A 25646-nucleotide genomic window follows, 5' to 3' on the forward strand; every position below is an offset into this window, starting at 1 on the left:
ATGAGCCAGGACAAGCAAGACGCCAACGCCGAACTGCGGGCCTTGTTGGGCCGACCCCCTTGTCTGCTGGTCGCCGCCGATGAGGCCCCCGATGCGCAGGCCCTGCAACTGCTGTTCGCGGCCGACGGCCGCATCCTGATGGCTCAGGGGGCCGAGCAGGCGCTGGCGCTGGCGCTGGCCGAACTGCCCGACCTGATGCTGCTGGACCTGCAGCGCGCGGGCCAGGATGGCGCCGCGCTGTGCGCTCGCATCGGCGCCGACGAGCGCTTGGCCGGCACACCGGTGATCCTGCTGGGCGACCGCCAGGATTTGGCCGCCGAGAGCCGGGCCTTGGCCTGCGGCGCCCTCGACTGCCTGGGCAAGCCCGTCAATGGCGAGCTTGCGCGCTTGCGCGTGCAGGCCCATCTGCGACTCAAGCTGCAGGCGGAGCTGCTGAGCCAGACGGCCTATGTCGACGGGCTGACCGGCCTGCCCAACAAACCCTTCTTCGACGACCGCTTCGATGCCGAGCTGCGCCGCGCGCGCCGCAGCGGCGGACCGCTGGCCGTGCTGCTGGCGGATGTGGACTTCCTCGAACGCTACAACGAGCATTACGGCCGGCCGGCCGGCGATGATGCCTTGCGCGGTGTGGCGCTGGCGCTGCGCAGCACGCTCAAACGCCCCGGCGACCTGCTGTGCCGCTATGGCGCGCGGTGCTTCGCGGTGCTGTTGCCCGAGACCGATCTGGATGGGGCGCAGGCAACGGCCCAGCTGCTGGAGGCCTCGGTGCGCGCGCTGCGCAGCCCGCATATGCACTCGGACGCGGCCGATGTGCTGAGCATCAGCCTGGGCGGCACGGTCTGTGTGCCCGGGGCACGCCATGACTGCGAGCTGCTGCTGCATGCCGCTGGCAGCCGCTTGGCCGAGGCCAAGATGCAGGGGCGGGCGCGGGCGGTGCTGGCTGCGCTGTGAGCGGCCGATGGGGCGGGCCGCCGGCGGCGCCCGCCACGCATCCGGCTCGCTTCACCGATGCCGTTGAGCGGAGGGTTCTTCATGTGGTGGGACCCCTCGTTGTGCCGGCCGACGGGCGCAGCTAAGCTGCCGAGCACCTAAGGAGAGGGGAGCAGCGGCGATGGCAATTACCGATCATGTCGAGAGGGCCTCGAAGGTCATCACGTTCATTGCTGAAGCGACCAAGCTGGTCTGCGTCATCGCCCTGATTGGCGCCGGGGTCGCGGCGATTGCCGACCCTCCCTGGGCGCGAAAGAAGCTCAACGAGTACGGATTCGCGGTCGAGGAGATCTCGCTACCCTTCGTCAAACTGAAAATGGCCCAGGCGTCCTCGGATGCCGTCGGCATTGCCGAGGCCCTGGCGAAGGCCGAAGCGACCCTGGCCGCAGCCTTGGCCAGCAGTTCAGGAAGGACGGACCTCCAGGCCGAAATCGAAACGGTCAGGAAATTTCTTGCCGACGGCAAAGGTGCCCTGAAAACGCAGGTGAAAACGATCGAGACGGTGGGGCGAAAGGCCGGGCTCGAAAGCGTCGTGCCCCATGAAGGCTGGCTGATGTACGGGCTGGTGGGCGAAGACGGCGCGGCGATCAAGATGACGCTGCCGTCGATTGATCCCGTTGACCGCCCGGCCGCGGTCTCGGCCTTGAAGACCGTTCGCCTGCGTCAGGATGCCGTGGTTGTGGATGAGGTCGGCTGCGCGGTCCTCCGGCAGGAAGACTTCAAACCTTCGGGCCTCCACACGATGAAGGCCCTGGTTCGAGGGGGAGCCGAGGCCCCCAAGCTGGCCGTCATCGAGAGTCGCCAATGCCTCACCGTGGGCAAGAACTACCAGCTCTGGGTCAAGGTCGAGATCCCCGCAGGGGAGGTTCGCCTGGCCTCTCTGGTCGAGAAGGGAAGTTGAGCATTCGGCGATGGCGCCGGTGATGGGTGTCGAAACCCGCATCAACGCGACATGATCAATTCCGATCACTGCGCAGCGATGCATGCGTTTTGTCGGTGCAATGGCCCCGTGAACCTGCTGCCTTGCCCGTCGCCGGCCCTCCAGGCTTGGCCCGCTTGGGCATGACGACGCTCGACCGGAAACGACGGCGCCTCACCGAAAGACCATGGCTCGGGCCGTCCCGAACCGCCGACTGATGCAGCTCATGGGCACTCCTTGTATGAGTGCGCCGTATCAGGGGCGGCCGAGCGACAGAAACTGCTTTGGCTTCAGTCACTTGCGGAAATGTGGAGCGGGTGATGGGAATCGAACCCACGTAGTCAGCTTGGGAAGCTGAAGTTCTACCATTGAACTACACCCGCAGCGCGCCGAATTCTAGCGTCTCTTTGCGGGGCCGGGCCGGCTCCGCTTGCAGTCGTGCACATGCACGCCTTCGCTCGGGTCCTGCGGTGCGGCCCAGGGGCGCTTGCTCAGCGCGTTGCGGGTGTCCGCCAGGCCGGCGGCGCGGCGCTCGGCGATGCTGGCGGCGCGGAAATCCATGTCCTTGGTCTGGTCCTCGCCGGTCAGGCGCGGCGCCATCAGGCGCAGCACATGCATCTGCGTGCCGCAGCCCCAGGCGGTCAGTTCGCGCACCTCCGGCCGGCGGCGCTGCTCGGGGCTGAGCTGGCGGCCCAGCTCGCGGATGATGTGGCGCAGATGGTGGATCTGCTGCTGGCGCGCCAGGTGGCTGTCGACGCGGCTGGCGTACTGGATGTCCTTCTGCCGGTTGCCGACCTCCCAGATGCTGTCGGGCTCGGGGCCGGCCGGGTCCCACAGATGGACGGAGAAGATCGTCGAGTCGCGTCGCGGCTTGTCATCGAGCACGCATTCCAGCGGGGTGTTGGAGTAGATGCCGCCGTCCCAGAAGGGTTCGCCGTCGATGCGCACGGCCGGGAAGGCCGGCGGCAGCGCGCCGGAGGCCATGATGTGTTCCGGCAGCAGGGCGCCGTCGCGGCTGTCGAAGTAGTTCATCTCGCCGCGGCAGGCGCTGACACAGCCCACCGTCAGCCGCGTGCCGCCCGCGGCGCCGGCCAGGCGCTCGAAATCAACCAGGCGGGCGAGCGTGGCGCGCAGCGGTGCGGTGTCGTAATAGGCGGCACGGTCCAGCCCCAGCGATGCATAGGGGCCGTAGAGGCTGCCGGCGCCGGGTGCGAAGAAGCCCGGGATGCCGCGGGTCAGCATGCCCCAGTTGCTCAAGACCTGGCCCCAGTGGCCGTCCTGGGCGATCAGGTCCCAGAAGGCCTGCAGCTTGTGCAGCCGGTCGGCCGGCGCATTGCCGGCGATCACGGCGCCGTTGATTGCACCGATCGAGGTGCCCACCACCCAGTCGGGTTCCAGGCCGGCCTCGTGCAGGGCCTCGTAGACGCCCAGCTGGTAGGCGCCCAAGGCGCCGCCGCCCTGCAGCACGAGGACCAGCTGTCCGGGGGGCTTGTTGCTTTCATTTGCAGAGGCCATGGGGCCCGAGCTTAACCGCTCGGTCCTTCTTTGCCAGCTGCCGGGCCGGCGCGATCAGCCCCCGGCCGCCGGCCTATTCCTCGATGAACATCGAGTGGGAGAACTCCGGCACGTCGGCCGGCTTCTTGCCTGCCGCCCAGTCCAGCAGCTGCTGGGCCGGCATGGCCTTGGCAAACAGGTAGCCCTGCAGCTCGTCGCAGTCCAGACCTTGCAGGATGTCGCGCTGACCGGTGGTTTCGACCCCCTCGGCCACCACCGACAGATCCAGGGCATGGGCCAGCTTGATCACGGCATCGACCACGGCGCGGGCGTCGGCGCTGTCTTCCAGGTCCTGGATGAAGCTGCGGTCGATCTTGAGCTGGCGCGCCGGCAGCTGGCGCAGATAGGCCAGGCTGGAATAGCCGGTGCCGAAATCGTCGATCGACAGGAACACGCCGATGCGCGCCAGCTCGTCGAAGGTGCGCTGGGTGGCCGCGATGTCCTCCATCGCCACCGACTCGGTGATCTCGCACAGCAGCATCGCGGCGTCGACGCGGTTGCGCTTCAACGCCGCCGCGACGCGCTGGGCCAGCTCGGGCTGGCGCAGCTGGTGCACCGAGAGGTTGATCGCCACCCGCATGCGCAGGCCCTGGTCGATCCAGGCGCGCATCTGCCGGCAGGCCTCCTCGATGACCCAGGCGCCGAGGGTGTTGATCAGGCCGAAGCGCTCGGCCACCGGGATGAAGACCGCCGGCGCCACCGCGCCCAGGGTCGGGTGCTGCCAGCGCAGCAGGGCCTCGACGCCCCGCAACTGGGAGCGCCGGCTGTCGAACTTGGGCTGGTAGTGCAGGGTCAGCTGGCCACGCTGCAGGGCGTCGCGCAGGTCGTTCTGCAGGGTCAGCTGCTCGCTGGCGCCGGCGTCCATATGGCTCTGGAACACCACATAGGTATTGCCGCCGGCGCGCTTGGCCGCGTACATCGCGGTGTCGGCGTTGCCCATCAGGCGCTCGCCCGGGCCATGCTCGGGGTAGACGGCGATGCCGACCGAGGCGCTGACATGCTGGGGCTTGCCGCCCAGCACGATGGGCTCGGCCAGGGCCTGGACCAGGCGGTGCGCCAGCGCCGCGCAGGCGGCCACGTCGGCAACGTCCTCCAGCAGCAGCACGAACTCGTCGCCGCCCAGGCGGGCCACCGTGTCGCTCTCGCGCACCAGGGCCAGCAGGCGCCGCGCCACCGCCTGCAGCACCTTGTCGCCGGCCGCGTGGCCCAGCGAGTCGTTGATCGGCTTGAAACCGTCCAGGTCGATGAAGAGCAGGGCAATCCGCGGAACCAGCGGGTTCTGCCGGCCCTGGCGGTCGCTGCTGCGCTCGGAGCGCGATACCGCGGGCGATGGGAGGGCGTCCTTGTCGCGCGCGCCGACGCGCGCCAGCGCATGTTCCAGCCGGTCCTCCAGCAGCAGCCGGTTCGGCAGCTCGGTCAGCGGATCCAGGAAGGCGCGGCGCTGCAGCTCCTGGTTGGCGCTCTGCAGCGAGGCCGCCAGCGTGGCCGTGCGGCTCTGCATGCGGGCGTCCAGGGTGGAGGTCAGCAGGGTCATGGCCAGCAGCGCGAAGGTGGCCAGCATCACGAACTGGCCCAGCTGGGCGCCGCCCAGCTGGCCGGCGCTCAGGCACAGGCTGCCGGCCTGCACCTGGGCGGCGGCCATGCCGGTGTAATGCATGCCGGCGATCGCCAGGCCCATCACCAGCGCGGCGGCGGCCTGGTAGAGGACGCTGCGGCGTGCATCGACGCTGCGCAGCCAGAAGAAAATCAGCAGCGCCGCCGCCGACGCGCCCACGGCGATCAGCGCCGAGGCCGCTACCCAGACCCAGTCCCAGACGATGCCGGGCTGCAGCTCCAGCGCGGCCATGCCGGTGTAGTGCATCGCGCAGATGCCGGCGCCCATGGCCAGCGCGCCGCCGGCCAGCCGGATCTTGGTCAGCGAGCCGCTCGCGGCGATCCACAGCGCCAGTGCCGATACCGCCACCGCCGCCACCCAGGACAGCAGGGTCAGGCCGGCCGTGTAGCCCAGCTCGATCGGCAGGCTGTAGGCCAGCATGCCGACGAAGTGCATGGACCAGATGCCCGAGCCCATCGCCAGCGAGCCGCCCAGCCACCAGGCGCGCGCGGCCCGGCGCTCCTGGGTGCGCACCCGCTTGGCCAGATCGAGGGTCACATAGGAGGCGAAACCGGCGATCAGCACGGAGGCGGCCACGATCCAGAGGTCGTAACTGGGAATCAGGTAGGGCATCAAGTTCGTATCGGCGCGCGGCGCGAATTCTTGAGTGGGGAAGCGGCAAGCCGCAGTGTCTTACAGTCGGCGCCATGAAGATGCAAGCAAATCCTCCTTCGGTGCTGGTGCTGGCCTGGCGCCAGCTGTGGCGCGACTGGCGCGCCGGCGAGTTGCGCCTGCTGGTGCTGGCCGTGGCGCTGGCGGTGGCGGCCCTGTGCGCGGTGGGCTTTCTGTCCGACCGGCTGGAGCAGGGGCTGAAGCGCGACGCGGCCCAGCTGCTGGGCGGCGATGCGGTGGTGGTCAGCGATCAGGCCACGCCGACGGCGCTGAGCGCGCTGGCGCGCGCCGAAGGTCTGGACATGGTGGCCAGCGCCAGCTTCCCCAGCATGGCGCGGGCGCCGGACGAGCAGGGCGGCGCCAGCCGGCTGGTGGCGGTGAAGGCGGTCGGCGCGGCCTATCCGCTGCGCGGCCGCGTGCTGCTGGCCGACGGGCGCGAGGTCGGCGCGCCGGCCGCCGGCGAGGTCTGGGCCGACGCGGCGGTGCTGGACAGCCTGGGCCTGAAACCCGGCGACGCGCTGCTGCTGGGCGAATCCCGCCTGCGCATCGCCGGCGTGATCCGCACCGAGCCGGACCGCGGGGCCGGCTTCCTGGCCTTCGCGCCGCGCGTGATGCTGGCCCAGGCCGATCTGGCCGCCACCGGCCTGGTGCAGCCCGCCAGCCGGCTCAGCTACCGCCTGGCGGTGGTGGCGCCGGCCGGGCGGGTCGCGGCGCTGCGCCGCTTCGAGCAGCAGGCGGCGCGGATGATCGAGACGGGCGGTCTGCGCGGCGTGCGGCTGGAATCGCTGGAGGGCGGCCGGCCGGAGATGAGCCAGACCCTGGACCGGGCCGGCAAGTTCCTGAACCTGGTGGCCATGCTGTCGGCGCTGCTGGCCGCGGTGGCCGTGGCGCTGGCGGCGCGCGATTTCGCGGCGCGCCATCTGGACGACTGCGCGATGCTGCGCGTGCTGGGCCAGCCGCAGCGGCGCATCGCCTGGGCCTACGGGCTGGAGTTCGGTTGCGTGGGCCTGCTGGCCAGCCTGGTGGGCGTGCTGCTGGGCTTTGCGTTGCACTACGGCTTCGTGGCCCTGCTGTCCGGCCTGATCGAGGTGGACCTGCCGTCCGCCGGCTTCTGGCCGGTGGGCCTGGGCCTGGGTCTGGGCATGTGCCTGCTGCTGGGCTTCGGCCTGCCGCCGGTGCTGCAGCTGGCCAGCGTGCCGGCGCTGCGGGTGATGCGGCGCGATCTGGGCAGCCTGAAGGCGGGCTCGCTGCTGGTGCTGTCGGCCGGCGTGCTGGGCTTCGCGGCCATCCTGGTGGCGCTGTCGGCCGACCCGCTGCTGGGCCTGATCGCGGCCGGCGGCTTCGGCGCGGCGCTGGCGCTGTTCGCGCTGCTGGCCTATGGCGCGGTGCTGCTGCTGCGCCGCCTGGTGCCGCTGTCGGTCAACGGTGCGGTGGCGGCGCCGCGCTGGCTGCTGCTGGCGACGCGCCAGGTGGCGGCGCGTCCGGTGTTCGCGGTAGTGCAGGTCTCGGCGCTGGCGGTGGGCCTGCTGGCCCTGGTGCTGCTGGTGCTGCTGCGCACCGACCTGATCGCCAGCTGGCGCGCCGCCAGCCCGGCCGACGCGCCCAACCGCTTCGTGATCAACATCCAGCCGGACCAGGGCGAGGCCTTCCAGCAGCAGCTGCGGGCCGCGGACGTGCAGGGCTATGACTGGTATCCGATGATCCGCGGCCGCCTGGTGGCGGTCAACGACCGCGCGGTCTCGCCCAAGCAATACACCGAGGAGCGCGCGCAGCGCCTGGTGGAGCGCGAGTTCAACCTGAGCCACAGCGCCGAGCTGCCGGGGCACAACCAACTGGTGGGCGGTCGCTGGCAGTCCGAGGAGCGCGACGGGCTGAGCGTCGAGGAGGGGCTGGCCAAGCAGCTGGGCCTGAAGCTCGGCGACCGCCTGCGCTTCGACATTGCCGGCAGCCTGGTGGAGGCGCGGATCAGCAGCCTGCGCAAGGTGGACTGGAGCTCGATGCGGGTCAACTTCTTCGTGCTCTATCCGCGCGCGGCCATGCCCGAACTGCCGGCCACCTATATCTCGGCCTTCCGCGTGCCGCCGGGCGCCGCGGCCGGCGAACTGGACCGGCGCCTGAGCCACGAGTTCCCGAACATCACCAATGTCGACGTGTCGGCGCAGATCGAGCAGATCCAGCGGGTGCTGGGCCAGGTGATACAGGCGGTGCAGTTCCTGTTCGCCTTCACCCTGGCCACCGGTCTGGTGGTGTTGCTCAGCGCGGTCAGCAGCACGCGCGAGGCGCGCACCCGCGAGTTCGGCCTGATGCGCGCCCTGGGCGCGGGCCGCGGCCTGCTGGCCCAGGTGCAGCGCGCCGAGCTGCTCGGCGTGGGCACGCTGGCCGGCGTGCTGGCCGGCCTGGTGGCCCTGCTGATCTCCAGCCTGCTGGCGCGCTATGTCTTCAACTTCGAATGGCAGGGCAGCGCCTGGGTGCCGCTGGCCAGCGGCGCGGCCGGCGCGCTGCTGGCCCAGGCGGCGGGCTGGTGGGGCCTGCGCGGCGTGCTGCAGCGCCCGGTGGTCGCGACCTTGCGCGAGGCCGACACGAACTAGGCCCACCCCCTACCGGCTGCGCCGGCCCCCTCAAGGGGGCGAGCCCGTACGACCGGCAAAGCCGGATCGTCGGGCTTCGCTGGAGATGTCGCGCCCCTGCGGGGCGCTCCTTGCTTAGAAGGTTTCCCAGTCGCCCTCGGCCTCGGCGCGCGGGGCGGAGGCGCGAGGGGCCGGGGCGGCCGCGGGCTTCGGTGCCGCGGCGGGGCGCGCGGCTGCCGCTGCCTTGGGCGCCGCTGCCGCAGCGGGCTTGTGCGCCGCCGGGCTTGCGGGCCGCGGTGCCATCGCCGGCGCGGCGGCGCGCGGCGCTTCCTGGCTCAGGCGGAACACCGACACCACCTCGCCCAGCCTGTGGGCCTGGTCCTTCAGGCTCTCGGCGGCGGCGGCGGATTCCTCCACCAGCGCGGCGTTCTGCTGGGTCATCTGGTCGAGCTGGGTGACGGCCACATTGACCTGACCGATGCCGTCGCTCTGCTCGGCGGCGGCGGCGGTGATCTCGCCGATGATGTCGGTGACGCGCTGCACGCTGGCGACGATCTCGCCCATCGAGCTGCCCGCCTCCTGCACCAGGCGCGAGCCGGCCTCGACGCGCTCGACGCTGGCGCCGATCAGGCCCTTGATCTCCTTGGCCGCCTCGGCGCTGCGCTGTGCCAGGGTGCGCACCTCGCCGGCCACCACCGCGAAGCCGCGGCCCTGCTCGCCGGCGCGCGCCGCTTCCACCGCGGCGTTCAGCGCCAGGATGTTGGTCTGGAAGGCGATGCCGTCGATCGTGCCGATGATGTCGCCGATCTTCTTCGAGCTCGCGTTGATCTCGTCCATCGTGGCCACCACCTGGCCCACCACCGCGCCGCCGCGGGCGGCCGCGGCCGAGGCGCCGGAGGCCAGCTGGTTGGCGGTCTGGGCCGCGTCGGCGGTCTGGCGCACGGTGCCGGTCAGATGCTCCATCGAGGAGGCGGCCTGCTGCAGATTGGACGCGGTCTGCTCGGTGCGCTGCGACAGGTCCTGCGCGCCGATCGCGATCTCGCTGGAGGCGGTGGTGATCGAGCCGGTGGCGCTGCGCACGTCCAGCATGATGCGCTGGATCTTCTCGGCAAAGGCGTTGAAGGCGCGGGCGATGCGCGTGATCTCGTCGCGGCCGCTCACCGGCAGGCGCTGGGTCAGGTCGCCGTCGCCGGCGCTGATCTCGTCGAGCGCGGCGCGCACCTTGTCCAGGCCGCGCAGCATCGCGCTGACCAGGCCGGCCACCAGCAGGCCGGCCGCGAGCATCACGACGATCAGCGCCACCACCGAGGTGTTGACCAGGGAGCTCAGCGAGGCCAGGGCCTCGCCCGCGTCGGCCGCGGTGACCAGCACCCAGTCGGTGTCGGCGATCGCGGCGGCGCGCATCAGCACGGCCTGCTCGCCGACCCGGGCCTCGACCCAGCCGGCGCCCGGCCGCAGGCTTGCTTCCAGGGCCTTGGCGTCGAACTGCGGGCTCAGCGCGGTGCCGGGCTGCATCGCCAGCGCGGCGTTCGGGTGGGCCAGGATCTTGCCCTGCCGGGTGAGCAGGAAGGCCCAGCCCGACGGCGTCGGCTTGATGGCCTTGACGGTCTCGACCACGCCGTCCAGGAACACGTCGGTGGCCACCACGGCGACGTTCGAGCCGCCCTCCTTGACGCCCAGCGCGAAGGTCACGACCAGGCGCTTGGTGGCGGCATCGGCATAGGGCTCGGTGATGATCACGCCGCCGGCCGCGGCGGCCTGCTGGTACCAGGGCCGCGCGGTCGGGTCGTAGCCCGGCGGCAGGTTCTGCGGCGAGGAGAACTCGATGCGCTTGTCGGCATGGCCGACATAGGCGGTGTCCAGGCGCCCCGACTTGGCCGCCTGCAGCAGCATCGGCACCGGCTCGGCGGCCTTGGCCACCGGCGTCAGCGCGCCGACGATGTCGCGCTGGCCGCGCACCCACTGGGCGATGTTGCCGGCATGGGCGGTGGCGAGCGCGTCCAGGCCGGCATTCACCTGAGCCCGCGTGTGCTTGCGCACGATCAGATAGTCGGCCACCGTGACGACGGTCAGCGCGACCAGCACGGCCCCGACGCAGCAAGCGATCAGACGGGTCTTGATCGAATCGAACATCTTCGGCTCCTAGAAAGAAAAGGGGAGGCGGGCCTGCCGGCCCGGTCTCCCCTTGTCGCTGCGGACGCTGCAGACCCTGCGCGTGGCGGGCCCGTCTTCGGTCCGGTTCGAATCCCTGCTTGGAAAGTTAGAAGGTCTCCCAATCGCCGTCGCTGCCGCCGTGAGCGCTGCCGGGCTTGGTCGCGGGGGCGGCGGGTGCAGCGGGCGGGCGGGCCGCCTGCGCGGCCTTGGCCAGCACCTTCTGGGCCAGCAGCTTGGGCGGCGCGGGCCGCGCTGCGGGTGCGCTGGCGGGCGCGGCGGAGGGCGCGGCGGAGGGCGCGACGGGGCGGGGCGCGGCCTGGCCCGCGGCCAGGCGGAACACCGCCACGGCATCGACCAGGCGATGCGCCTGGTCCTTCAGGCTTTCGGCGGCGGCGGCGGACTCCTCCACCAGCGCGGCGTTCTGCTGGGTCATCTGGTCCAGCTGCAGCACCGACTGGTTGACCTGGCCGATACCGTCGCTCTGCTCGCTGGCGGCGGCGCTGATCTCGCCGATGATGTCGGAGACCCGCTGCACGCTGGCGACGATCTCGCCCATCGAGCTGCCGGCTTCCTGCACCAGGCGCGAGCCGGCCTCGACGCGCTCGACGCTGGCGCCGATCAGGCCCTTGATCTCCTTGGCCGCCTCGGCGCTGCGCTGTGCCAGGCTGCGCACCTCGCCGGCCACCACCGCGAAGCCGCGCCCCTGCTCGCCGGCGCGCGCCGCCTCGACGGCCGCGTTCAGCGCCAGGATATTGGTCTGGAAGGCGATGCCGTCGATCGTGCCGATGATGTCGCTGATCTTCTTGGAACTGGTGTTGATCTCGTCCATGGTGCTGACCACCTGGCCCACCACCGCGCCGCCCTTGGCCGCGGCCGCGGAGGCGCCGGAGACCAGCTGGTTGGCGGTGCGGGCCGAGTCGGCGGTCTGCTTGACCGTGCTGGTCAGCTGCTCCATCGAGGAGGCGGCGATCTGCAGGTTCGATGCGGTCTGCTCGGTGCGCTGGCTCAGGTCCTGATTGCCGGTGGCGATCTCGGCGCTGGCCGTGCCGATCGAGTCGACCGAGTTGCGCACGGTGCCGATCATGTCGGCCAGGCGCTGGCGCATGGCCTCGGCGTCGCGGGTGAGGGCGCCGATTTCGTCGTTGCGGCTGCTCTGCATGGGCGTGCTCAGGTCGCCCTGGGCGATCGCGCGCACGCCCTCGCTGAGCGTGGCCAGCGGCTTGGCCACCCAGTGGCGCAGCAGCCAGGCCAGGCCCAGCCCCAAGGCCACGGTGGCACCGCCCAGCATCAGCCAGAAGGGCACCAGGGTGGCCCAGTGCGAGGCCATGGCCTCGCCGCGCGAAACCTGGGCCACGATCAAGTGGCCGGTGCGCGCGCTCTTGCGCACGACCACGAAGTTGTCGCCGCGGCCGCTGCCCAGCAGGTCGGGCGCGTCGCTCAGATAGCCGTCCTCGCCGACCGCCAGCAGATCCTTGGCGAACTCGGGCGCCAGCTCGGCGAGCCGCTTGCCCTTGGCCGTCGGGTGGCTGGCGAAGCGGGCCTGGGCCGGGTCCTTGCCGACGTCCAGCATGTAGATGCCGCCGGACTCGAAGAACTTGGAGGCGGCGGCCATCTTGCCGACCGTGGCCTCGAAGGCGTCCAGATCGAAACCGATGAAGAGCAGGCCGACCTGCTTGCCGGCGTCGTTCTTGACCGGCTCGTAATAGGTCATGTAGGTGCGGCCGAACAGCGTGGCGCGCCCGGTGTAGGGCTTCCCGGCCGCGACCGTGGCATAGGCGGGATGCTGCTTGCCCAGCAGGGTGCCGACCGCGCGCTCGCCCTTCTCGTTCTTCAGCGAGGTGGTGATGCGCACGAAGTCATCGCCCTTGGCGGCGAAGACCGTGGCCACGCCGCCGGTGGTGCCGGAGAATTTGTCGACCTGGGTGACGTTGTCGTTGAGCTTGGGGCCCCAGTCGCGCAGTTCGCCGCTGGCCTCGTCCAGCGTGAAGGCCGGACCGAACTCGCCGCGGAAGGTCGCGAAGGATTTCTGCACCAGCGCACGCGAGGTGTCGTCCATCGCGCCCATCGCGTCCACCAGAGCCTGGGCCTTGTCCCCCACCCAGCTCAGTACGCGTTCGTGGGCCACGCGGGTCAGCAGCACGCTGACCGCGCCGCTGATGCCCAGCAACACCAGGGAAAGACTGATCACGCCGATCAGCGAGACGCGACGTGCGATCGAGGTGGAGCCAACTGCCATGTGCGATCCTCGGAATTTCTGACGAACGGGTAAAAAAAAGCCCGCCGAAGCGGGCAGGCATGCGGGAGGCGTCAGGCGACGGCGGCGGCCATCAGGCCCATGTCGGCGCTGCTCATCAGGCCCTCGATGTCCATCAGGATCAGCATGCGCTCGCCGACCGCGCCGATGCCGGTGATGAAGCTGGTGTCCACCGCGCTGGCGTTCAGCTCGGGGGCAGGGCGGATCACATCGCGGTTCAGTTCCAGCACGTCGGACACCGAGTCGACCACGGCGCCAACCACGCGGTTGCGCACGTTCAGCACGATCACGACGGTGAAGCCGTTGTACTCGGCGGTCGGGCAGCCCAGCTTCAGGCGCAGGTCGACGATCGGCACGATCACGCCGCGCAGGTTCACGACGCCCTTGATGAACTCGGGCGCGTTGGCGATGCGGGTGGGCGGCTCGTAGGAGCGGATCTCCTGCACCTTCAGGATGTCGATGCCGTATTCCTCGCTGCCGAGACGGAAGGTCAGGTACTCGCCGCTGGCCGGGCCATGGGCCTGGACAGCCAGAGCACCGGCGTTGGTTTCACGGCGCACCAACTGGGTGGCTTCGCTGATGGTTTCCATGGCTTACCTCGTACTTGGAAAGGAGCTGCGATTGAACGTTGGCAACGCTGCAATGCCCGACGGCATCAGAACGTTTCCCAGTCGCCGTCGTTGGCCTGGGCCAGCACCGGCGCCGGCTTGGGCGCCGCCTTGGCGGTCGCCGGCCTGGCGGTCGTCTTCGCGGGCGTGCCGGTCTTGATGGGCGTGGGCTTGGCGGCCGCCGGCTTCGGCGCCATGGCGACCGGCTTGAAGGCCGGAGCCGGGGCGGTAGACAGCGTGCTGCCGTTGCTGATGCGGAACTTGTCGACCGCCTGGGCCAGGCGCTCGGCCTGGTCCTTCAGGCTTTCGGCGGCGGCAGCGGATTCCTCCACCAGCGCGGCGTTCTGCTGGGTCATCTGGTCGAGCTGGGTGACCGACTGGTTGACCTGGCCGATGCCGTCGCTCTGCTCGCTGGCCGCAGCGGTGATCTCGCCGATGATGTCGGTGACGCGCTGCACGCTGGCGACGATGTCGTTCATCGAGCTGCCGGCGTCCTGCACCAGGCGGGCACCGGTCTCGACTCTTTCGACGCTGGCGCCGATCAGGGTCTTGATCTCGCGCGCGGCCTCGGCGCTGCGCTGCGCCAGCGAGCGCACCTCGCCGGCCACCACCGCGAAGCCGCGGCCCTGTTCGCCGGCACGCGCCGCCTCCACCGCGGCGTTCAGCGCCAGGATATTGGTCTGGAAGGCGATGCCGTCGATCGTGCCGATGATGTCGCTGATCTTCTTGGAGCTGGTGTTGATCTCGTCCATCGTCGAGACCACCTGACTGACCACCTCGCCGCCCTTGGCCGCGGCCGAGAAGGCGCTGGAGGCCAGCTGGTTGGCGGTGCGGGCCGAGTCGGCGGTCTGCTTGACCGTGCCGGTCAGCTGCACCATCGAGGAGGCGGTCTGCTGCAGATTGCCGGCGGTTTGCTCGGTGCGGCTGGACAGGTCCTGGTTGCCGGTGGCGATCTCGACCGAGGCGGTACGGATGCTGTCGGCCGAGGTGCGCAGCTGGCCCACCAGGCTTTGCAGCGAGGACTGCATGTTCTGCAGCGAGCGCATCAGGTGCGAGGCCTCGTCCCGGCCCTCGACCGCGGCGGCGACCGTGGTCAGGTCGCCCTTGGCGATGGCCTCGGCCAGCACCTCGGCATCGGCCAGCGGCTTGCAGATGCTGTGCATGTTCAGGAGCGTCAGCGGCACCACGACGCCGGCGGCCAGGGCCAGCACGACGATGAAGGCGGTCAGCACGCGGCCCTGGGTGGTCTCGGCGCGTTCCTTGGCGTTGACGGCCTCGGCCTCCAGCGCGGCGCGCAGTTCATCGATCTGCTTCTCGGCGGCCGCCACGTCGTCCTTGGCGCGCGTCAGCAGCTTGTCGGCCACCGCGGCGTTGTCATAGCCGCCGGCCTCCAGCTGGGCCAGCACCGGCCGGGCCTTCGTCGCGTAGCCGTCCAGCAGGGCCAGGGCCTTGGCCATCTGGCTCTTGTCGCCATCGCTCTCGCCATGGCGCATCTGCTTGGCGATCTCGGCAATGGCCTTGCGCGTGCCATCCCATTTGCCGTGCAGTTCCTTGACGGCCTCGGGCTTCTCGTAGTTGATGATCATGTCCTTCTCGTAGCGCCGCATCTCGCCCATCGAGTGGACAAGACGGGTGACGAGATTGGCCTCGGTGACCGAGCCCTCGGCGAACTGCTTGGTCTGCTCGCGCATCGAGCTCATGCCCAGCAGGCCGACGCTGCCGACGGCCAGCAGCAAGGCCAGCACCATGGCGATGGCACCGATCATCCGCGTGCGGATGCTGAAGCGGCGCAGCAAGGCACTCATATTCATATCACTACCCCTGTCTCAATCTTTTGTTCAGTGGCGGGAGCGGCGCACCAGGCTGCCCACGTCCAGGATCAGCGCGACGCGACCGTCGCCCATGATGGTGGCGCCCGACACGTCGGACACCTTGCGGTAGTTGGCTTCCAGGTTCTTCACCACCACCTGCTGCTGGCCGAGCAGCTCGTCCACCAGCATCGCGACGCGGCCCCCTTCGGCTTCCACCACCACCATGATGGAGCTGACATGCTCGAAGTCGAAACGCGGAACATTGAAAACCTGCTCCAATTCCACGACCGGCATGTATTCGTCGCGCACCTCGACCACGCGGCCCGAGCCGGCGATGGTCTTGATGGTGCCGGGCTGGACCTGGAAGGACTCGACGACCGAGGCCAGCGGCAGGATGTAGACCTCCTCGCCGACGCCCACGCTCATGCCGTCCATGATGGCCAGGGTCAGCGGCAGGCGCACCGAGACCTTCATGCCATAGCCCTCGGCGGAGTCGATCTCGACCGTACCGCCCAGCGAGGTGATGTTCTTCTTCACCACGTCCATGCCGACACCGCGGCCCGACACGTCGGTGACCTGGTCGGCGGTGGAGAAGCCGGGCGCGAAGATCAGGCCCCAGACCTCCTGGTCGCTCATCGAGTCGGGCGCGTCGATGCCCTTCTCGCGCGCCTTCTTGATCAGCTTCTCGCGGTTCAGGCCGCGGCCGTCGTCACGCACCTCGATGACGATCGAGCCGCCCTGGTGCGACGCGACCAGGGTGATCGTGCCGTGATCGGGCTTGCCCCTGGCGGCGCGCTCGGCCGGGGTCTCGATGCCATGGTCGCAGCTGTTGCGCACCAGATGGGTCAGCGGGTCGGTGATCTTCTCGACCAGGCCCTTGTCCAGCTCGGTGGCCTCGCCCTGGGTGACCAGCTCGACCTTCTTGCCCAGCTTGGAGGCCAGGTCGCGCAGCATGCGCGGGAAGCGGTTGAACACCACCGACATCGGGATCATGCGGATCGACATCACCGACTCCTGCAGGTCCCGCGTGTTGCGTTCCAGGTCGGCCAGGCCGGAGGCCAGCTGCTGGTAGAGGGCCGGGTCCAGGCCGCTGCTGTTCTGCGCCAGCATGGCCTGGGTGATGACGAGTTCGCCGACCAGGTTGATCAGCTGGTCGACCTTCTCCACCGAGACGCGCAGGGTGGACTGGTCCATGCCGGCGGCGGCCGGCTTGGCCTCGACCTTGGCGACCGGCTTGGCGGCCGCGGGCTTCGGCGCCTCGGCCTGGGTCGTCTTCAGCTCGGTGCTGGTGGCCACCGGCAGGCCGGGGGCGTCGTCGAAGAAGCCGTAGCCCGGATCCTGGCTCTCGGGCTCGACCGGCGGCGCGCCGGGCGCGCCCTCGTGGAAGCCGAAACCGGGGCCCAGCGGCAGCAGCTTGACCTGCTCGCGGGCGACATGGAAGGTGAACAGGTCCAGCAGGTCGTTGTCTGAGCTGCTGGTCAGCACCTTGAAGCGGCGCATGCCGTCGGCCGCCTGGCCGGCGTCCAGCGGCTCGATGGTGCCGAGATCGGTGATTTCCTTGAATAGATCGACCAGGTTGTCGGCCAGGGCCGGATCGTTCAGCGGGCCGACCTGCAGTTCCAGCAGGCGCGCGCCGGTCTTGAACGCGGGGGCCGGCGCGGCCGGGGCCGGCGTGGGGGCCGCGGCGGGCTTGGGCGCGGCGCTGGCCACGACTTCCTTGCCCTCGACCAGGCCGCGGATGGCCGTCAGCAGCTCGCTGGTGTCCACCGGGTCGGCACCCGAACCCTGGTGGCGGCCCAACTGCGCGCGCAGCGCGTCGCCCGACTGCAGCAGCACGTCCACCATCGCGGCGGTGGGCGTCAGTTCATGGCGGCGCAGCTTGTCCAGCAGCGTCTCCATCTGGTGGGTCAGCTCGGCCACGTCGCCGAAGCCGAAGGTGGCGGCGCCGCCCTTGATCGAGTGGGCGCAGCGGAAGATGGCATTCAGTTCTTCGTCGTCGGCGGCTTCGACGTTCAGGTTCAGCAGCAGCTGCTCCATGGTGTCGAGGTTCTCGCCCGCCTCCTCGAAAAAGACTTGGTAGAACTGGCTCAGATCGATACCGGCGCTCAGGCTTGCGCCTTCGGAGGTCATTTCTCCCATCACTTGCTCCTTGAACCGGCTCAGCGGATGACCTTGCCGATGACCTCGATCAGCTTGGCCGGATCGAAAGGCTTGACCAGCCAGCCGGTGGCGCCGGCGGCGCGGCCGGCCTGCTTCATCTGGTCGCTGGACTCGGTGGTCAGGATCAGGATCGGCGTGGTCTTGAACTTGGGGTTGTCGCGCAGCTTCTTGGTCAGGCTGATGCCATCCATGCGCGGCATGTTCTGATCGGTCAGCACCAGATCGAAGTCGCGCGTGCCGGATTTCTCCCAGGCATCCTGTCCGTCGACGGCCTCCACCACGTTGAAGCCGGCGTTCTTCAGGGTGAAGGACACCATCTGGCGCATCGAGGCCGAATCGTCCACAGCAAGAATTGAATGCATCGCTCTCTCTCCGGATAACAAGCTGGTATCGGTTGATCTTGGGGATTCTTTAGAACAGTTCGATGGAGCCCGCGTCCATCTCGTCCTGCGTCACGGGGTTGGGGCGCAGCGGCGCGACCTCGACGACGGCCGCGCCATCCTCGTCGTCGCCGAAGGTGTCGCGCGCCAATTGGTCGGAGCAGTTGCGCAGGCGCTGGCTGGTATGGGCGATCAGCTGGGTGGCCATGTCCTGGAACTGCAGCGCGGTGATGGCGCCGGCGATGTTCTCCATCACGCCATGCAGCACGGCGCTGTCCTTGTCGTTCTCGGCGGCCTGGCGCAGCAGGCCTTGGATCTGGCTCGACGCGGCATAGAAATGCGCCGACAGGGCCTCGCCCGCATCGTCCAGCAGACGCTGCAGGCGTTCCAGGTCATTGGTCACCGTCATCAGGTGATCCTGCAGTTCGGCCGCGGCCAGCAGAGGGAGCATGCCCGGCTCGTCAGGAGAGGGGTGTTCGTTCATCGAGATCGTCGCTCCACGCTTGTTATGTCCTCACCTGGTTCTGACGACAGGGCCATCGCCTCGCGGGGCGGTGGCCGAGATCGGAATCTTCGGCATTTCTTTCAAGCATGTCGACGGGACAATCGGCCCGAAGCGGGCCTATTTCTGGGCATCGGCATAAAACCCTGCCACAGAATAAGGGTTAGCCCGGACTGTAAGGTTTGGCAACGAGTCGTGAAACCTGTCGCCGGGCGTCGCCGTGAGTTGTTGCACATTCTTGGCATACTCCGAGCCCATGACTGTTTCTAGCGCTGATCGCCGGTTGCGCATCCTGCATGTCGAAGATTCCGAACTCGACCATCAACTGATACTGGCGCAGCTGCGCCGTGCCGGCCTGGAAATCGAGGTGGAGCGGGTCGATACCCTGCCCGAGGTGGCGCGCGCCCTGACCCAGCCCTGGGATGCGATCGTGTCCGACTACAACCTGCCCGGTTTCTCCGGCCTGGTGGTGCTGGACATGCTGAAGGACAGCAAGCGCCTGCTGCCCTTCATCCTGGTCTCGGGCGAGATCGGCGAGGACACGGCGGTGGCGGCGATGCGCACCGGCGCCTCGGACTATCTGCTGAAGAACAACCTGAACCGCCTGGCGCCGGCCCTGCTGCATGCGATCGAGGCCGTCGAATCCCAGCGCGCCCGCCGCGAGGCCGACCGCGAGCTGCGCAAGTCCAAGCAGCGCCTGCACGAACTGGCCGGGCACCTGCAGACCAGCGTGGAGATGGAGCGCGCCGCGATCGCGCGCGAGATCCACGACGATGTGGGAGGGTCCTTGACCGCGATCAAGTTCGACCTGGCCTGGATCGCGCGCCATGCGCAGGACGAGGCGGTGCGCCAGCGCGTGCAATCGGCGCTGGAGACGGTCAGCAGCGCCATCGAGGCCAGCCAGCGCATCATGCACAACCTGCGCCCCGCCATTCTGGAGCAGGGCCTGGTGGCGGCGGTGCAATGGATGAGCATGCGCTTCGAGCGCCGCACCGGTATCGTCACCACCATGCGCACCAGCCACGAACAGATCCAGTTGCCGGCCGGCGTGCCCCTGGTGGCCTACCGCACCGCGCAGGAGGCGCTGACCAATGTGTCCAAGCATGCCAATGCGACGCGCGTGAACATCGAGCTGAGCGTCGATTCGGGTGTGCTGACCCTGGAGGTCGGCGACAATGGCAATGGCATTGCGCCGGGCGACCTGGCCAAGGCGCGCTCCTTCGGCATCCGCGGCCTGCACGAGCGCGCGGCCACGGTGGGCGGTTGGGTCGATCTGAGCAGCAGCGGCCGCGGTACCAGCCTGATCCTGTCGGTGCCGCTCGAGCCCATGGATGAGATGGACGATGGCGAAGAGGGCGCCGAGGCAAGCCATGATCCCTCGGCCTGGGGCTGTGCATGATGATAAGAGTGATTCTTTGCGACGACCATGCGCTGATCCGGCGCGGCATCCGCGACACCCTGTCGGATGCGCCCGATATCGAGGTCGTCGGCGAGGCCGGCGACTACGGGGAACTGCGCAGCCTGATGCGCCAGCCCGACAAGGCCTGCGACGTGCTGGTGCTGGACATCAACATGCCCGGCCGCAGCGGCCTGGACGTGCTGCATGTGCTGAAGGACGAGGGCGCCACCACCAAGGTGCTGATCGTCTCGATGTATCCGGAGGACCAGTACGCGATCCGCGCGCTCAAGGCCGGCGCCTTCGGCTACGTGAACAAGGGCGGCGATCCGCAGCTGCTGGTGACGGCCGTGCGCACGGTGGCGCAGGGCCGCAAATACGTGACGCCCGAGATCGCGCAGATGCTGGTGGAAAGCCTGACCGCCCCGAGCACCGAGCAGGCGCATCACAAGCTCTCGGACCGCGAGCTGCAGACCCTGGTGATGATCGCCTCGGGCAAGCGCCTGTCGGACATCGCCGAGGAGCTGACCCTGAGCCCCAAGACCGTCAGCGTCTACCGTGCCCGGGTGCTGGAGAAGCTGGCCCTGTCCAACAACTCCGAGCTGACCGTCTACGCGATCCGCAACGGCTTGGTCGAGAGCTGAGCGGGCCGGGGCGGCCCGCGCCGCGGTTTCAGGAGAATGCGGCCAGCAAGCGTTCTAGCGCGACAGTGAACGGCGTCTGCATCAGTGGCAGCGTGGCCAGCATGCCGACGAGGCCGATGCTGACGGTCAACGGGAAGCCGACCGAGAACACGCCGATCTGCGGCGCCACGCGCGAGATCACGCCCAGCACCAGGTTGACGAACATCAGCATCGTGATCAGCGGCAGCGCGATCCACAGGCCGATGCGGAAGATCTCGGCACCCCAGGTCTGCGGCTGCGCCACGCGCAGGAAGGCGAAGGGCTCCTGACCGACCGGGAAGGCGTGGAAGCTCTGCACCAGCGCATTGATCAGCAGCAGATGGCCGTTGATCGCGATGAAGAGAAACGCCACCATCGCGCCGAAGAAGCGCGCGCTGGAGGTGCCCTGGCTGCCGGTCGCGGGGTCGAAGAAGCCGGCGAAGTTCAGGCCCATCTGCAGGCCGATCAGCTCGCCGGCGAATTCCAGCGCGGCGAACACCAGGCGCACGGCGAAGCCCATGGACAGGCCGATCAGCATGTTCTGGGCCAGCAGGAGCAGCAGCAGCGGCGGCGAGTCCAGCGGCACGACGGCAAAGGTCGGCAGCGAGGGCTGAGCCGCCACCGCGATAAACAGCGCCAGGCCCACGCGCACCCGCGTCGGCACATTGCGCTGGCTGAAGATCGGCATGCCGGCGAACAGCGCCAGCGTGCGGATCATCGGCCACAGCAGCGGCGTCAGCCACTGCAGCAACTGGGTTTCGGTGAAGCTGAACATGCCGACGCTGACGTATGTACTACCGAGCGAACGCCGCGGATCCGGCTCTGCCGGGCCGCTGGCGTTGCCCCCTTGAGGGGGCGGAGCCCGGACACAAACAGTCCCTGCGGACTGTTTGTGCCTGGCGACGGCCAAGGCCTCTGGCCTTGGCGCGCGAAGCGCGTAGGGGGTGGGCCATGCTCTAGCCGACGACCTGCGGGATCGTCTGCAGCGTGCGCTGGATGTACTCGACCAGGGTCGTGACCATCCACGGTCCCGCCACGGCCAGGGCCAGCACCGCGCCGATCACCTTGGGCACGAAGGACAGCGTGGCCTCGTTGATCTGGGTCGCGGCCTGGAACACGCTGACGATCACGCCGACCGCCAGCACCACCAGCAGCACCGGGGCGGCCACCAGCAGCAGGGTGTAGAGGCCTTGCTGGCCGAAGGTGAAGACTTGTTGGGCATCCATCGTCGTCTCTCCGTTCCTCTTGAGCTTATTACTGCACGAAGCTGGCAGCCAGCGATCCCAGCAGCAGGTTCCAGCCGTCCGCCAGCACGAACAGCATCAGCTTGAAGGGCAGGGCCACCAGCACCGGCGACAGCATCATCATGCCCAGACTCATCAGCACGCTGGAGACGATCATGTCGATCACCAGGAAGGGGATGAAGATCAGGAAGGCGATCTGGAACGCGCTCTTCAGCTCGCTGGTCACGAAGGCCGGCACCAGCACGCGAAAGGGCACGGCCTCCGGCTTGACCTCGCCCTCCAGCTTGGCCAGGCGCGAGAACAGCGCCACGTCGGCCTGGCGGGTCTGCTTGAGCATGAAGCCGCGCATCGGCGTCTCGGCGCGCTTGAGCGCCTCGTCGAAGGCGATCTGGCCCGCGGAATAGGGCTGCCAGGCCTCGGCATAGACCTTGTCCAGGGTCGGACTCATCACGAAGAAGGTCAGGAACAGCGACAGGCCGACGATCACCTGATTCGGCGGCGCGGCCTGGGTGCCCAGGGCCTGGCGCATCAGCGACAGCACGATGACGATGCGGGTGAAGCCGGTCATCATCAGCAGCACCGCGGGCAGGAAGCCCAGGGCCGTGAAGAACAGCAGGGTCTGGATCGGCACCGAATAGCTGGAGCCACCGGCGCCCTGGCCGATCACCAGGGGCAGGCTGGCGGGCGCGCCGGCCTGCTGGGCCAGGGCGCCGAAGGACAGGGCCGACAGCACCGAGAGGGCCAGGCCTTGCCTCAGGCGGCGCGAGCGGACAAGGACATCAAGGCGCACGCTGGTCCTCCGCGCCGTCCTTGCGCAGCTTGTTCCTCAGCAGCTGGGCGAAGGGTGGCAGCGCGGCGGGGCCGGCCGAGGCGCCTTCGGGCTGCGGCGGCATCACATGCAGGGTGTTGATCTGCTGCGCGGTCACGCCCAGCACCAGCCAGCGGCGGTCTTCGCCCTGGCCGACCTCGACGGTCAGCAGGCGCTGGTTGGGTGCGATCTGCAGCAGCGCGACGGTGCGCATCTGGCCCTGGGCGCCGGCACCGCCCAGCGGCGTGCGCTTGAGCAGCCACAAGAGGGCGGGGATCAGCGCCAGGATGGCGACGAACCAGAGAAGGGGCAGGAGGTTATTGCTCATGACCCGGTCATTCTGGGCCGGGTGGGGCGCTGGCAATCGCCGGTGAAAGCGCCGGAATCGGGCTCAGGTCAAGCTTTTGACCGTGCTGGACTTCCCCAGCGGGCACCGCTGATCCGGCTTTGCCGGGCAGCCGGTGCCGCCCCCTTGAGGGGGCGCGCGAAGCGCGTAGGGGGTGGTCAAGCCTTCGACAGACGGCGCATCCGTTCGGAGGGCGTGACGATGTCGGTCAGGCGGATGCCGAACTTGTCGTTCACCACCACCACCTCGCCCTGTGCGATCAGGTAGCCGTTGACCAGCACGTCCATCGGCTCGCCGGCCAGCGCGTCGAGCTCGACCACGGAGCCCTGGGCCAACTGCAGGATGTTCTTGATCGGGATGCGGGTGCGACCCAGTTCCACGGTCAGCTGGACCGGGATGTCCAGGATCATGTTGATGTCGCTGCCGGGCATATTGCCGGGCGTGGGCGCGAAATTGGTGAAGCTGGCCGGCGCCACCTGTTCGGCGGCGGCCTGCACTTCCTGGGCCACCTCGGCGGGCTTGGCCTCGGCCAGCGCGGCGGCCCATTCGGCCGCCATCGCGTCCTGTTCGTCTTGGCTGTCAGGTGACATTGCGGGCTCCCAGCCAGCCCTGGTCGGGGCTGGTCAGCATTTTGTCTATCTTGATCGCGTACTTGCCGTTCGAGGTGCCGTAATGGCAGTCGAACACCGGCACGCCGTCGACCTTGGCCTTGATGATGGCCTCCAGGTCCAGTTCGATGAAGTCGCCGGGCTTGAAGGCCAGCAACTGCTCCACCGTGGCTGGCGCGCCGCCCAGCTCCGCCACCAGCTCCACCTCGGCGGCCTGGATCTGGTGCTTGAGCAGATTGACCCAGCGGCGGTCCGGCTCGGTGGAGTCGCCCACCGTGGTCGAGTACAGCACGTCGCGGATCGGCTCCAGCGTGGAGTAGGGGATGCAGAAGTACACCGTGCCGCTGGTCTCGCCGATCTCCAGCGTGAAGCTGGTCGAGACGACGATCTCGCTGGGCGTGGCGATGGTGGCGAACTGCGGCTGCATCTCCGAGCGCTGGTAGTCCAGCTCCAGCGGGTAGACGCCCTTCCAGGCCTTCTGGTACTCGGTCGTGATGACCTCCACCAGGCGCAGGATCACGCGCTGCTCGGTGGCCGAGAAGTCGCGGCCCTCGATGCGGGCGTGGAACTTGCCGATGCCGCCGAACAGCGAGTCGATCACCGCGAACACGAGGGTCGGGTCGCAGACGATCAGCCCGGAGCCGCGCAGCGGCTTGACCGAGACGATGTTGAAGTTGGTCGGGACGACGATTTCGCGCAGGAAGGCCGAGTACTTCTGCACCTTGATGCCGCCGATCGCGACCTCGGGGCTCTTGCGGATGAAGTTGAACAGGCCGACGCGGATGTTGCGGGCGAAGCGCTCGTTGATGATCTCCATCGTGGGCATGCGCCCACGCACGATGCGCTCCTGGCTCGCCAGGTTGTACTCGCGTATGCCGCCGACCTGCTCCTCCTCGGCCTCGAGCTTCTGGCTCTCGCCGGTGATGCCTTGGAGCAGGGCATCGACCTCGTCTTGCGAAAGAATCTGCTGGTTCATTGCACGATGAAGCTGGAGAACAGCACGTTGGTGACCGGACTGGCGATATTGCGATTCTTCTTCTTCTTCTTCGGCGCGCCGTCGGCGGCCTCGTCCTCGTTGTCGAGCTCGATGCCCATTGGGCGCACCGACTCGCGCATGATCTCGCGCGCCAGCTTTTCCTTGCCCTCGCGGCTCAGCAGCTCGGCCGAGGTCTTGTAGGACAGCGCCATCAGCACATTGCTGCGGATCGCCGGCATATAGGCCTTGATCTGCTCGGCGACCTTGGCGTCCGCCACTTCCAGGGTGACGCCCACCTGGGCGAAGCGGTCCACTTCCTTGTCGGCCAGATTGACCGTGAAGGGGTCCAGCGGCACGAACACCGGCGGCGTGCCGGGCTTGGGCGCGGCATGGGCGGCCGGGGCCTCGGCATGGCTGTCGTCGCCGTCCTCGTCCACCGGCTTCTTCTTCAGCAGCAACAGCGCGGCGCCACCGCCCAGCACCAGCAGCAGGGCGACGACCAGGATGATGACGAGCTTCTTCTTGCCCCCACCCGCGGGGGCCGCATTCGGTGCGGCCGCTGTTGCCATAAAAGAACTCCTTGTCCAGGGGGCGGTCGGGATGCGCGCATGCGCCTCACCCGCCATTGCTGCCCATTATTGGGAATTCCAGCCCGCTTCAAGCCTCGAAAAGCCGCCGATAAGCCGGCAAGTTCATCGGGCGCAATCCTCAGGCGTAAAGGTCCACCACCCCGCGCGTGCGCGGCTGGGGGCGCGGGGCGGCGGCGCTCGACAGCGATTCGGTGGCGTCTTCGCGGGTCGCGCCGCGCGCGGCGCCCCCACGCGAGGAATCGTCGGGCGCGGACCCGGCGGCCGGGCGCCCCTGGTCCTGGGCCTGCTGGAACACGCCGCCGCCGCTGAGCGTCAGGCCGCTGTCGCGCAGGGCGCTGGCCAGCTCGGGCAGGCTGCGCTCCAGCACGGCGCGGGTCTCGGCCTGGTCGCTGTGGAAGGAGACCTGGGCCTGCTGGCCGTCCACCACGATCTGCACCTGCACCGGGCCCATCTCGGACGGGTTCAGGTGCAGCTCGGCCTGCTGCACGCCGTCGGCCGCCAGCAGGCTGACGCGGGCCGCCATCTCGGGCGCGAAGCCCTGGTCGTAGAGCGGCTGGGCCAGCTCCAGGCGCGCCGGCGTGGCCTCGGCCGGGCGTTCATGCTGCGCTGCCGCCTGCAGGGCCTCGGCGCCCGGCAGCGGCTGGCCGGCCGGGGCCGCCATGGCCTGTTCGAGCCGGGCGGCAAAGCCGGCGGCGGCCGGCGTCGGGGCTGCCGCGTCGGGGCTGGCGCCCGTCGCCGGCTCGGTGCCGGCCCGTTGCAGGGCTTGCGGCAAAGACTGTTGCAAGGACTGGGTGGCGGGCTGCGCGCCGGCGTCCGGCCGGGCGCGGCCCTGGGCGGCCGCGGTCTTGCCG

Annotated in this window: 22 protein-coding genes and 1 tRNA gene; 5 read left to right on the forward strand and 18 right to left on the reverse strand. The window is 69.3% G+C overall.

From position 1 onward, the window contains the following. Together AC07OQ_RS21745 and AC07OQ_RS21750 are read left to right on the forward strand one after the other, a co-directional pair. Complete coding sequence (locus tag AC07OQ_RS21745) at positions 1–951, forward strand: diguanylate cyclase domain-containing protein (protein WP_495055227.1); 951 nt, start codon at positions 1–3, stop codon at positions 949–951. A gap of 160 nt (positions 952–1111) precedes the next feature. Further along, on the forward strand, positions 1112–1891 hold the full coding sequence (locus tag AC07OQ_RS21750) for a hypothetical protein (protein ID WP_495055228.1): 780 nt from the start codon (positions 1112–1114) through the stop codon (positions 1889–1891). Between the two features lie 327 nt (positions 1892–2218). On the opposite strand, the gene AC07OQ_RS21755 is transcribed toward AC07OQ_RS21750, so the two are convergent. From AC07OQ_RS21755 to AC07OQ_RS21765, 3 genes are all read right to left on the reverse strand, one after another. Then, a tRNA-Gly gene (locus AC07OQ_RS21755) sits at positions 2219–2292 on the reverse strand. Positions 2293–2305: 13 nt separating this feature from the next. Then, the gene (locus AC07OQ_RS21760) at positions 2306–3424 is read right to left on the reverse strand and encodes a patatin-like phospholipase family protein (RefSeq protein ID WP_495055229.1); all 1119 of its coding nucleotides are present in this window, start codon (positions 3422–3424) and stop codon (positions 2306–2308) included. Between the two features lie 73 nt (positions 3425–3497). After that, entirely contained in the window at positions 3498–5690 is a 2193-nt protein-coding gene (locus tag AC07OQ_RS21765; RefSeq protein ID WP_495055230.1) for a putative bifunctional diguanylate cyclase/phosphodiesterase, read from the reverse strand. A 74-nt stretch (positions 5691–5764) separates the two neighbouring features. On the opposite strand from AC07OQ_RS21765, the gene AC07OQ_RS21770 reads away from it, so the two are divergent. Beyond that, positions 5765–8317, forward strand: coding sequence for an ABC transporter permease (locus AC07OQ_RS21770; RefSeq protein WP_495055231.1), 2553 nt, complete (start codon positions 5765–5767; stop codon positions 8315–8317). Between the two features lie 114 nt (positions 8318–8431). Here the strand turns inward: AC07OQ_RS21770 and AC07OQ_RS21775 are convergent, their stop codons facing one another. The 7 genes from AC07OQ_RS21775 to AC07OQ_RS21805 all read right to left on the reverse strand — a co-directional run bounded on the left by AC07OQ_RS21775 (position 8432) and on the right by AC07OQ_RS21805 (position 18114). Next, positions 8432–10429, reverse strand: coding sequence for a methyl-accepting chemotaxis protein (locus AC07OQ_RS21775; RefSeq protein ID WP_495055232.1), 1998 nt, complete (start codon positions 10427–10429; stop codon positions 8432–8434). A 127-nt stretch (positions 10430–10556) separates the two neighbouring features. Next, positions 10557–12686, reverse strand: a complete 2130-nt coding sequence (locus AC07OQ_RS21780; RefSeq protein WP_495055233.1) for a methyl-accepting chemotaxis protein — start codon at positions 12684–12686, stop codon at positions 10557–10559. A 71-nt stretch (positions 12687–12757) separates the two neighbouring features. Then, the gene (locus tag AC07OQ_RS21785) at positions 12758–13294 is read right to left on the reverse strand and encodes a chemotaxis protein CheW (protein ID WP_495055234.1); all 537 of its coding nucleotides are present in this window, start codon (positions 13292–13294) and stop codon (positions 12758–12760) included. 65 nt (positions 13295–13359) lie between these two features. Continuing rightward, entirely contained in the window at positions 13360–15123 is a 1764-nt protein-coding gene (locus AC07OQ_RS21790) for a methyl-accepting chemotaxis protein (RefSeq protein WP_495055235.1), read from the reverse strand. A 27-nt stretch (positions 15124–15150) separates the two neighbouring features. Continuing rightward, positions 15151–17262 (reverse strand): chemotaxis protein CheA, encoded by a 2112-nt coding sequence (locus AC07OQ_RS21795; RefSeq protein WP_495055236.1) that lies wholly within the window; start codon positions 17260–17262, stop codon positions 15151–15153. 20 nt (positions 17263–17282) lie between these two features. Further along, entirely contained in the window at positions 17283–17645 is a 363-nt protein-coding gene (locus AC07OQ_RS21800; protein WP_285231347.1) for a response regulator, read from the reverse strand. Between the two features lie 49 nt (positions 17646–17694). Next, a complete protein-coding gene (locus AC07OQ_RS21805; protein ID WP_495055237.1) occupies positions 17695–18114 on the reverse strand; it encodes a hypothetical protein in 420 nt (139 codons plus the stop codon). 307 nt (positions 18115–18421) lie between these two features. Between AC07OQ_RS21805 and AC07OQ_RS21810 the strand changes: the two genes are divergently transcribed. Next, positions 18422–19564: a hybrid sensor histidine kinase/response regulator gene (locus AC07OQ_RS21810; protein ID WP_495055238.1), complete on the forward strand. Its 1143-nt coding sequence runs from the start codon at positions 18422–18424 to the stop codon at positions 19562–19564. Beyond that, positions 19564–20205 carry a response regulator gene (locus AC07OQ_RS21815; RefSeq protein WP_495055246.1) on the forward strand — a complete coding sequence of 214 codons (642 nt, stop codon included), beginning with the start codon at positions 19564–19566 and terminating at the stop codon, positions 20203–20205. The genes AC07OQ_RS21810 and AC07OQ_RS21815 overlap by 1 nt, the downstream gene beginning before the upstream one ends. A 28-nt stretch (positions 20206–20233) precedes the next feature. On the opposite strand, the gene fliR is transcribed toward AC07OQ_RS21815, so the two are convergent. The 8 genes from fliR to AC07OQ_RS21855 form a co-directional block, all read right to left on the reverse strand. Next, positions 20234–20998: a flagellar biosynthetic protein FliR gene (gene fliR, locus AC07OQ_RS21820; RefSeq protein WP_495055239.1), complete on the reverse strand. Its 765-nt coding sequence runs from the start codon at positions 20996–20998 to the stop codon at positions 20234–20236. Positions 20999–21179: 181 nt separating this feature from the next. After that, on the reverse strand, positions 21180–21449 hold the full coding sequence (gene fliQ / locus AC07OQ_RS21825; RefSeq protein ID WP_495055240.1) for a flagellar biosynthesis protein FliQ: 270 nt from the start codon (positions 21447–21449) through the stop codon (positions 21180–21182). A 28-nt stretch (positions 21450–21477) separates the two neighbouring features. Further along, positions 21478–22224: a flagellar type III secretion system pore protein FliP gene (gene fliP, locus AC07OQ_RS21830; RefSeq protein WP_495055247.1), complete on the reverse strand. Its 747-nt coding sequence runs from the start codon at positions 22222–22224 to the stop codon at positions 21478–21480. 22 nt (positions 22225–22246) lie between these two features. Continuing rightward, a complete protein-coding gene (locus tag AC07OQ_RS21835) occupies positions 22247–22603 on the reverse strand; it encodes a FliO/MopB family protein (protein WP_495055241.1) in 357 nt (118 codons plus the stop codon). Positions 22604–22779: 176 nt separating this feature from the next. Then, a complete protein-coding gene (gene fliN / locus AC07OQ_RS21840) occupies positions 22780–23211 on the reverse strand; it encodes a flagellar motor switch protein FliN (protein WP_495055242.1) in 432 nt (143 codons plus the stop codon). Further along, positions 23201–24205 (reverse strand): flagellar motor switch protein FliM, encoded by a 1005-nt coding sequence (fliM, locus tag AC07OQ_RS21845; protein ID WP_495055243.1) that lies wholly within the window; start codon positions 24203–24205, stop codon positions 23201–23203. Before fliM ends, fliN begins: the two co-directional genes overlap by 11 nt. Beyond that, entirely contained in the window at positions 24202–24774 is a 573-nt protein-coding gene (locus AC07OQ_RS21850; protein WP_495055244.1) for a flagellar basal body-associated FliL family protein, read from the reverse strand. Before AC07OQ_RS21850 ends, fliM begins: the two co-directional genes overlap by 4 nt. Positions 24775–24913: 139 nt before the next feature. Next, on the reverse strand, positions 24914–25646 hold a 733-nt coding region (locus tag AC07OQ_RS21855), incomplete at its 5' end, for a flagellar hook-length control protein FliK (protein ID WP_495055245.1).

The organism is Roseateles sp. GW821-FHT09B06, assembly GCF_059418245.1.

Bases quoted from the DNA above. Each gene is read 5' to 3' on its own strand.
- AC07OQ_RS21745 (WP_495055227.1), top strand. From the start codon at position 1: ATGAGCCAGGACAAGCAAGACGCCAACGCCGAACTGCGGGCCTTGTTG.
- AC07OQ_RS21750 (WP_495055228.1), top strand. From the start codon at position 1,112: ATGGCAATTACCGATCATGTCGAGAGGGCCTCGAAGGTCATCACGTTC.
- AC07OQ_RS21760 (WP_495055229.1), bottom strand. From the start codon at position 3,424: ATGGCCTCTGCAAATGAAAGCAACAAGCCCCCCGGACAGCTGGTCCTC.
- AC07OQ_RS21765 (WP_495055230.1), bottom strand. From the start codon at position 5,690: ATGCCCTACCTGATTCCCAGTTACGACCTCTGGATCGTGGCCGCCTCC.
- AC07OQ_RS21770 (WP_495055231.1), top strand. From the start codon at position 5,765: ATGAAGATGCAAGCAAATCCTCCTTCGGTGCTGGTGCTGGCCTGGCGC.
- AC07OQ_RS21775 (WP_495055232.1), bottom strand. From the start codon at position 10,429: ATGTTCGATTCGATCAAGACCCGTCTGATCGCTTGCTGCGTCGGGGCC.
- AC07OQ_RS21780 (WP_495055233.1), bottom strand. From the start codon at position 12,686: ATGGCAGTTGGCTCCACCTCGATCGCACGTCGCGTCTCGCTGATCGGC.
- AC07OQ_RS21785 (WP_495055234.1), bottom strand. From the start codon at position 13,294: ATGGAAACCATCAGCGAAGCCACCCAGTTGGTGCGCCGTGAAACCAAC.
- AC07OQ_RS21790 (WP_495055235.1), bottom strand. From the start codon at position 15,123: ATGAATATGAGTGCCTTGCTGCGCCGCTTCAGCATCCGCACGCGGATG.
- AC07OQ_RS21795 (WP_495055236.1), bottom strand. From the start codon at position 17,262: ATGGGAGAAATGACCTCCGAAGGCGCAAGCCTGAGCGCCGGTATCGAT.
- AC07OQ_RS21800 (WP_285231347.1), bottom strand. From the start codon at position 17,645: ATGCATTCAATTCTTGCTGTGGACGATTCGGCCTCGATGCGCCAGATG.
- AC07OQ_RS21805 (WP_495055237.1), bottom strand. From the start codon at position 18,114: ATGCTCCCTCTGCTGGCCGCGGCCGAACTGCAGGATCACCTGATGACG.
- AC07OQ_RS21810 (WP_495055238.1), top strand. From the start codon at position 18,422: ATGACTGTTTCTAGCGCTGATCGCCGGTTGCGCATCCTGCATGTCGAA.
- AC07OQ_RS21815 (WP_495055246.1), top strand. From the start codon at position 19,564: ATGATAAGAGTGATTCTTTGCGACGACCATGCGCTGATCCGGCGCGGC.
- fliR (WP_495055239.1), bottom strand. From the start codon at position 20,998: ATGTTCAGCTTCACCGAAACCCAGTTGCTGCAGTGGCTGACGCCGCTG.
- fliQ (WP_495055240.1), bottom strand. From the start codon at position 21,449: ATGGATGCCCAACAAGTCTTCACCTTCGGCCAGCAAGGCCTCTACACC.
- AC07OQ_RS21835 (WP_495055241.1), bottom strand. From the start codon at position 22,603: ATGAGCAATAACCTCCTGCCCCTTCTCTGGTTCGTCGCCATCCTGGCG.
- fliN (WP_495055242.1), bottom strand. From the start codon at position 23,211: ATGTCACCTGACAGCCAAGACGAACAGGACGCGATGGCGGCCGAATGG.
- fliM (WP_495055243.1), bottom strand. From the start codon at position 24,205: ATGAACCAGCAGATTCTTTCGCAAGACGAGGTCGATGCCCTGCTCCAA.
- AC07OQ_RS21850 (WP_495055244.1), bottom strand. From the start codon at position 24,774: ATGGCAACAGCGGCCGCACCGAATGCGGCCCCCGCGGGTGGGGGCAAG.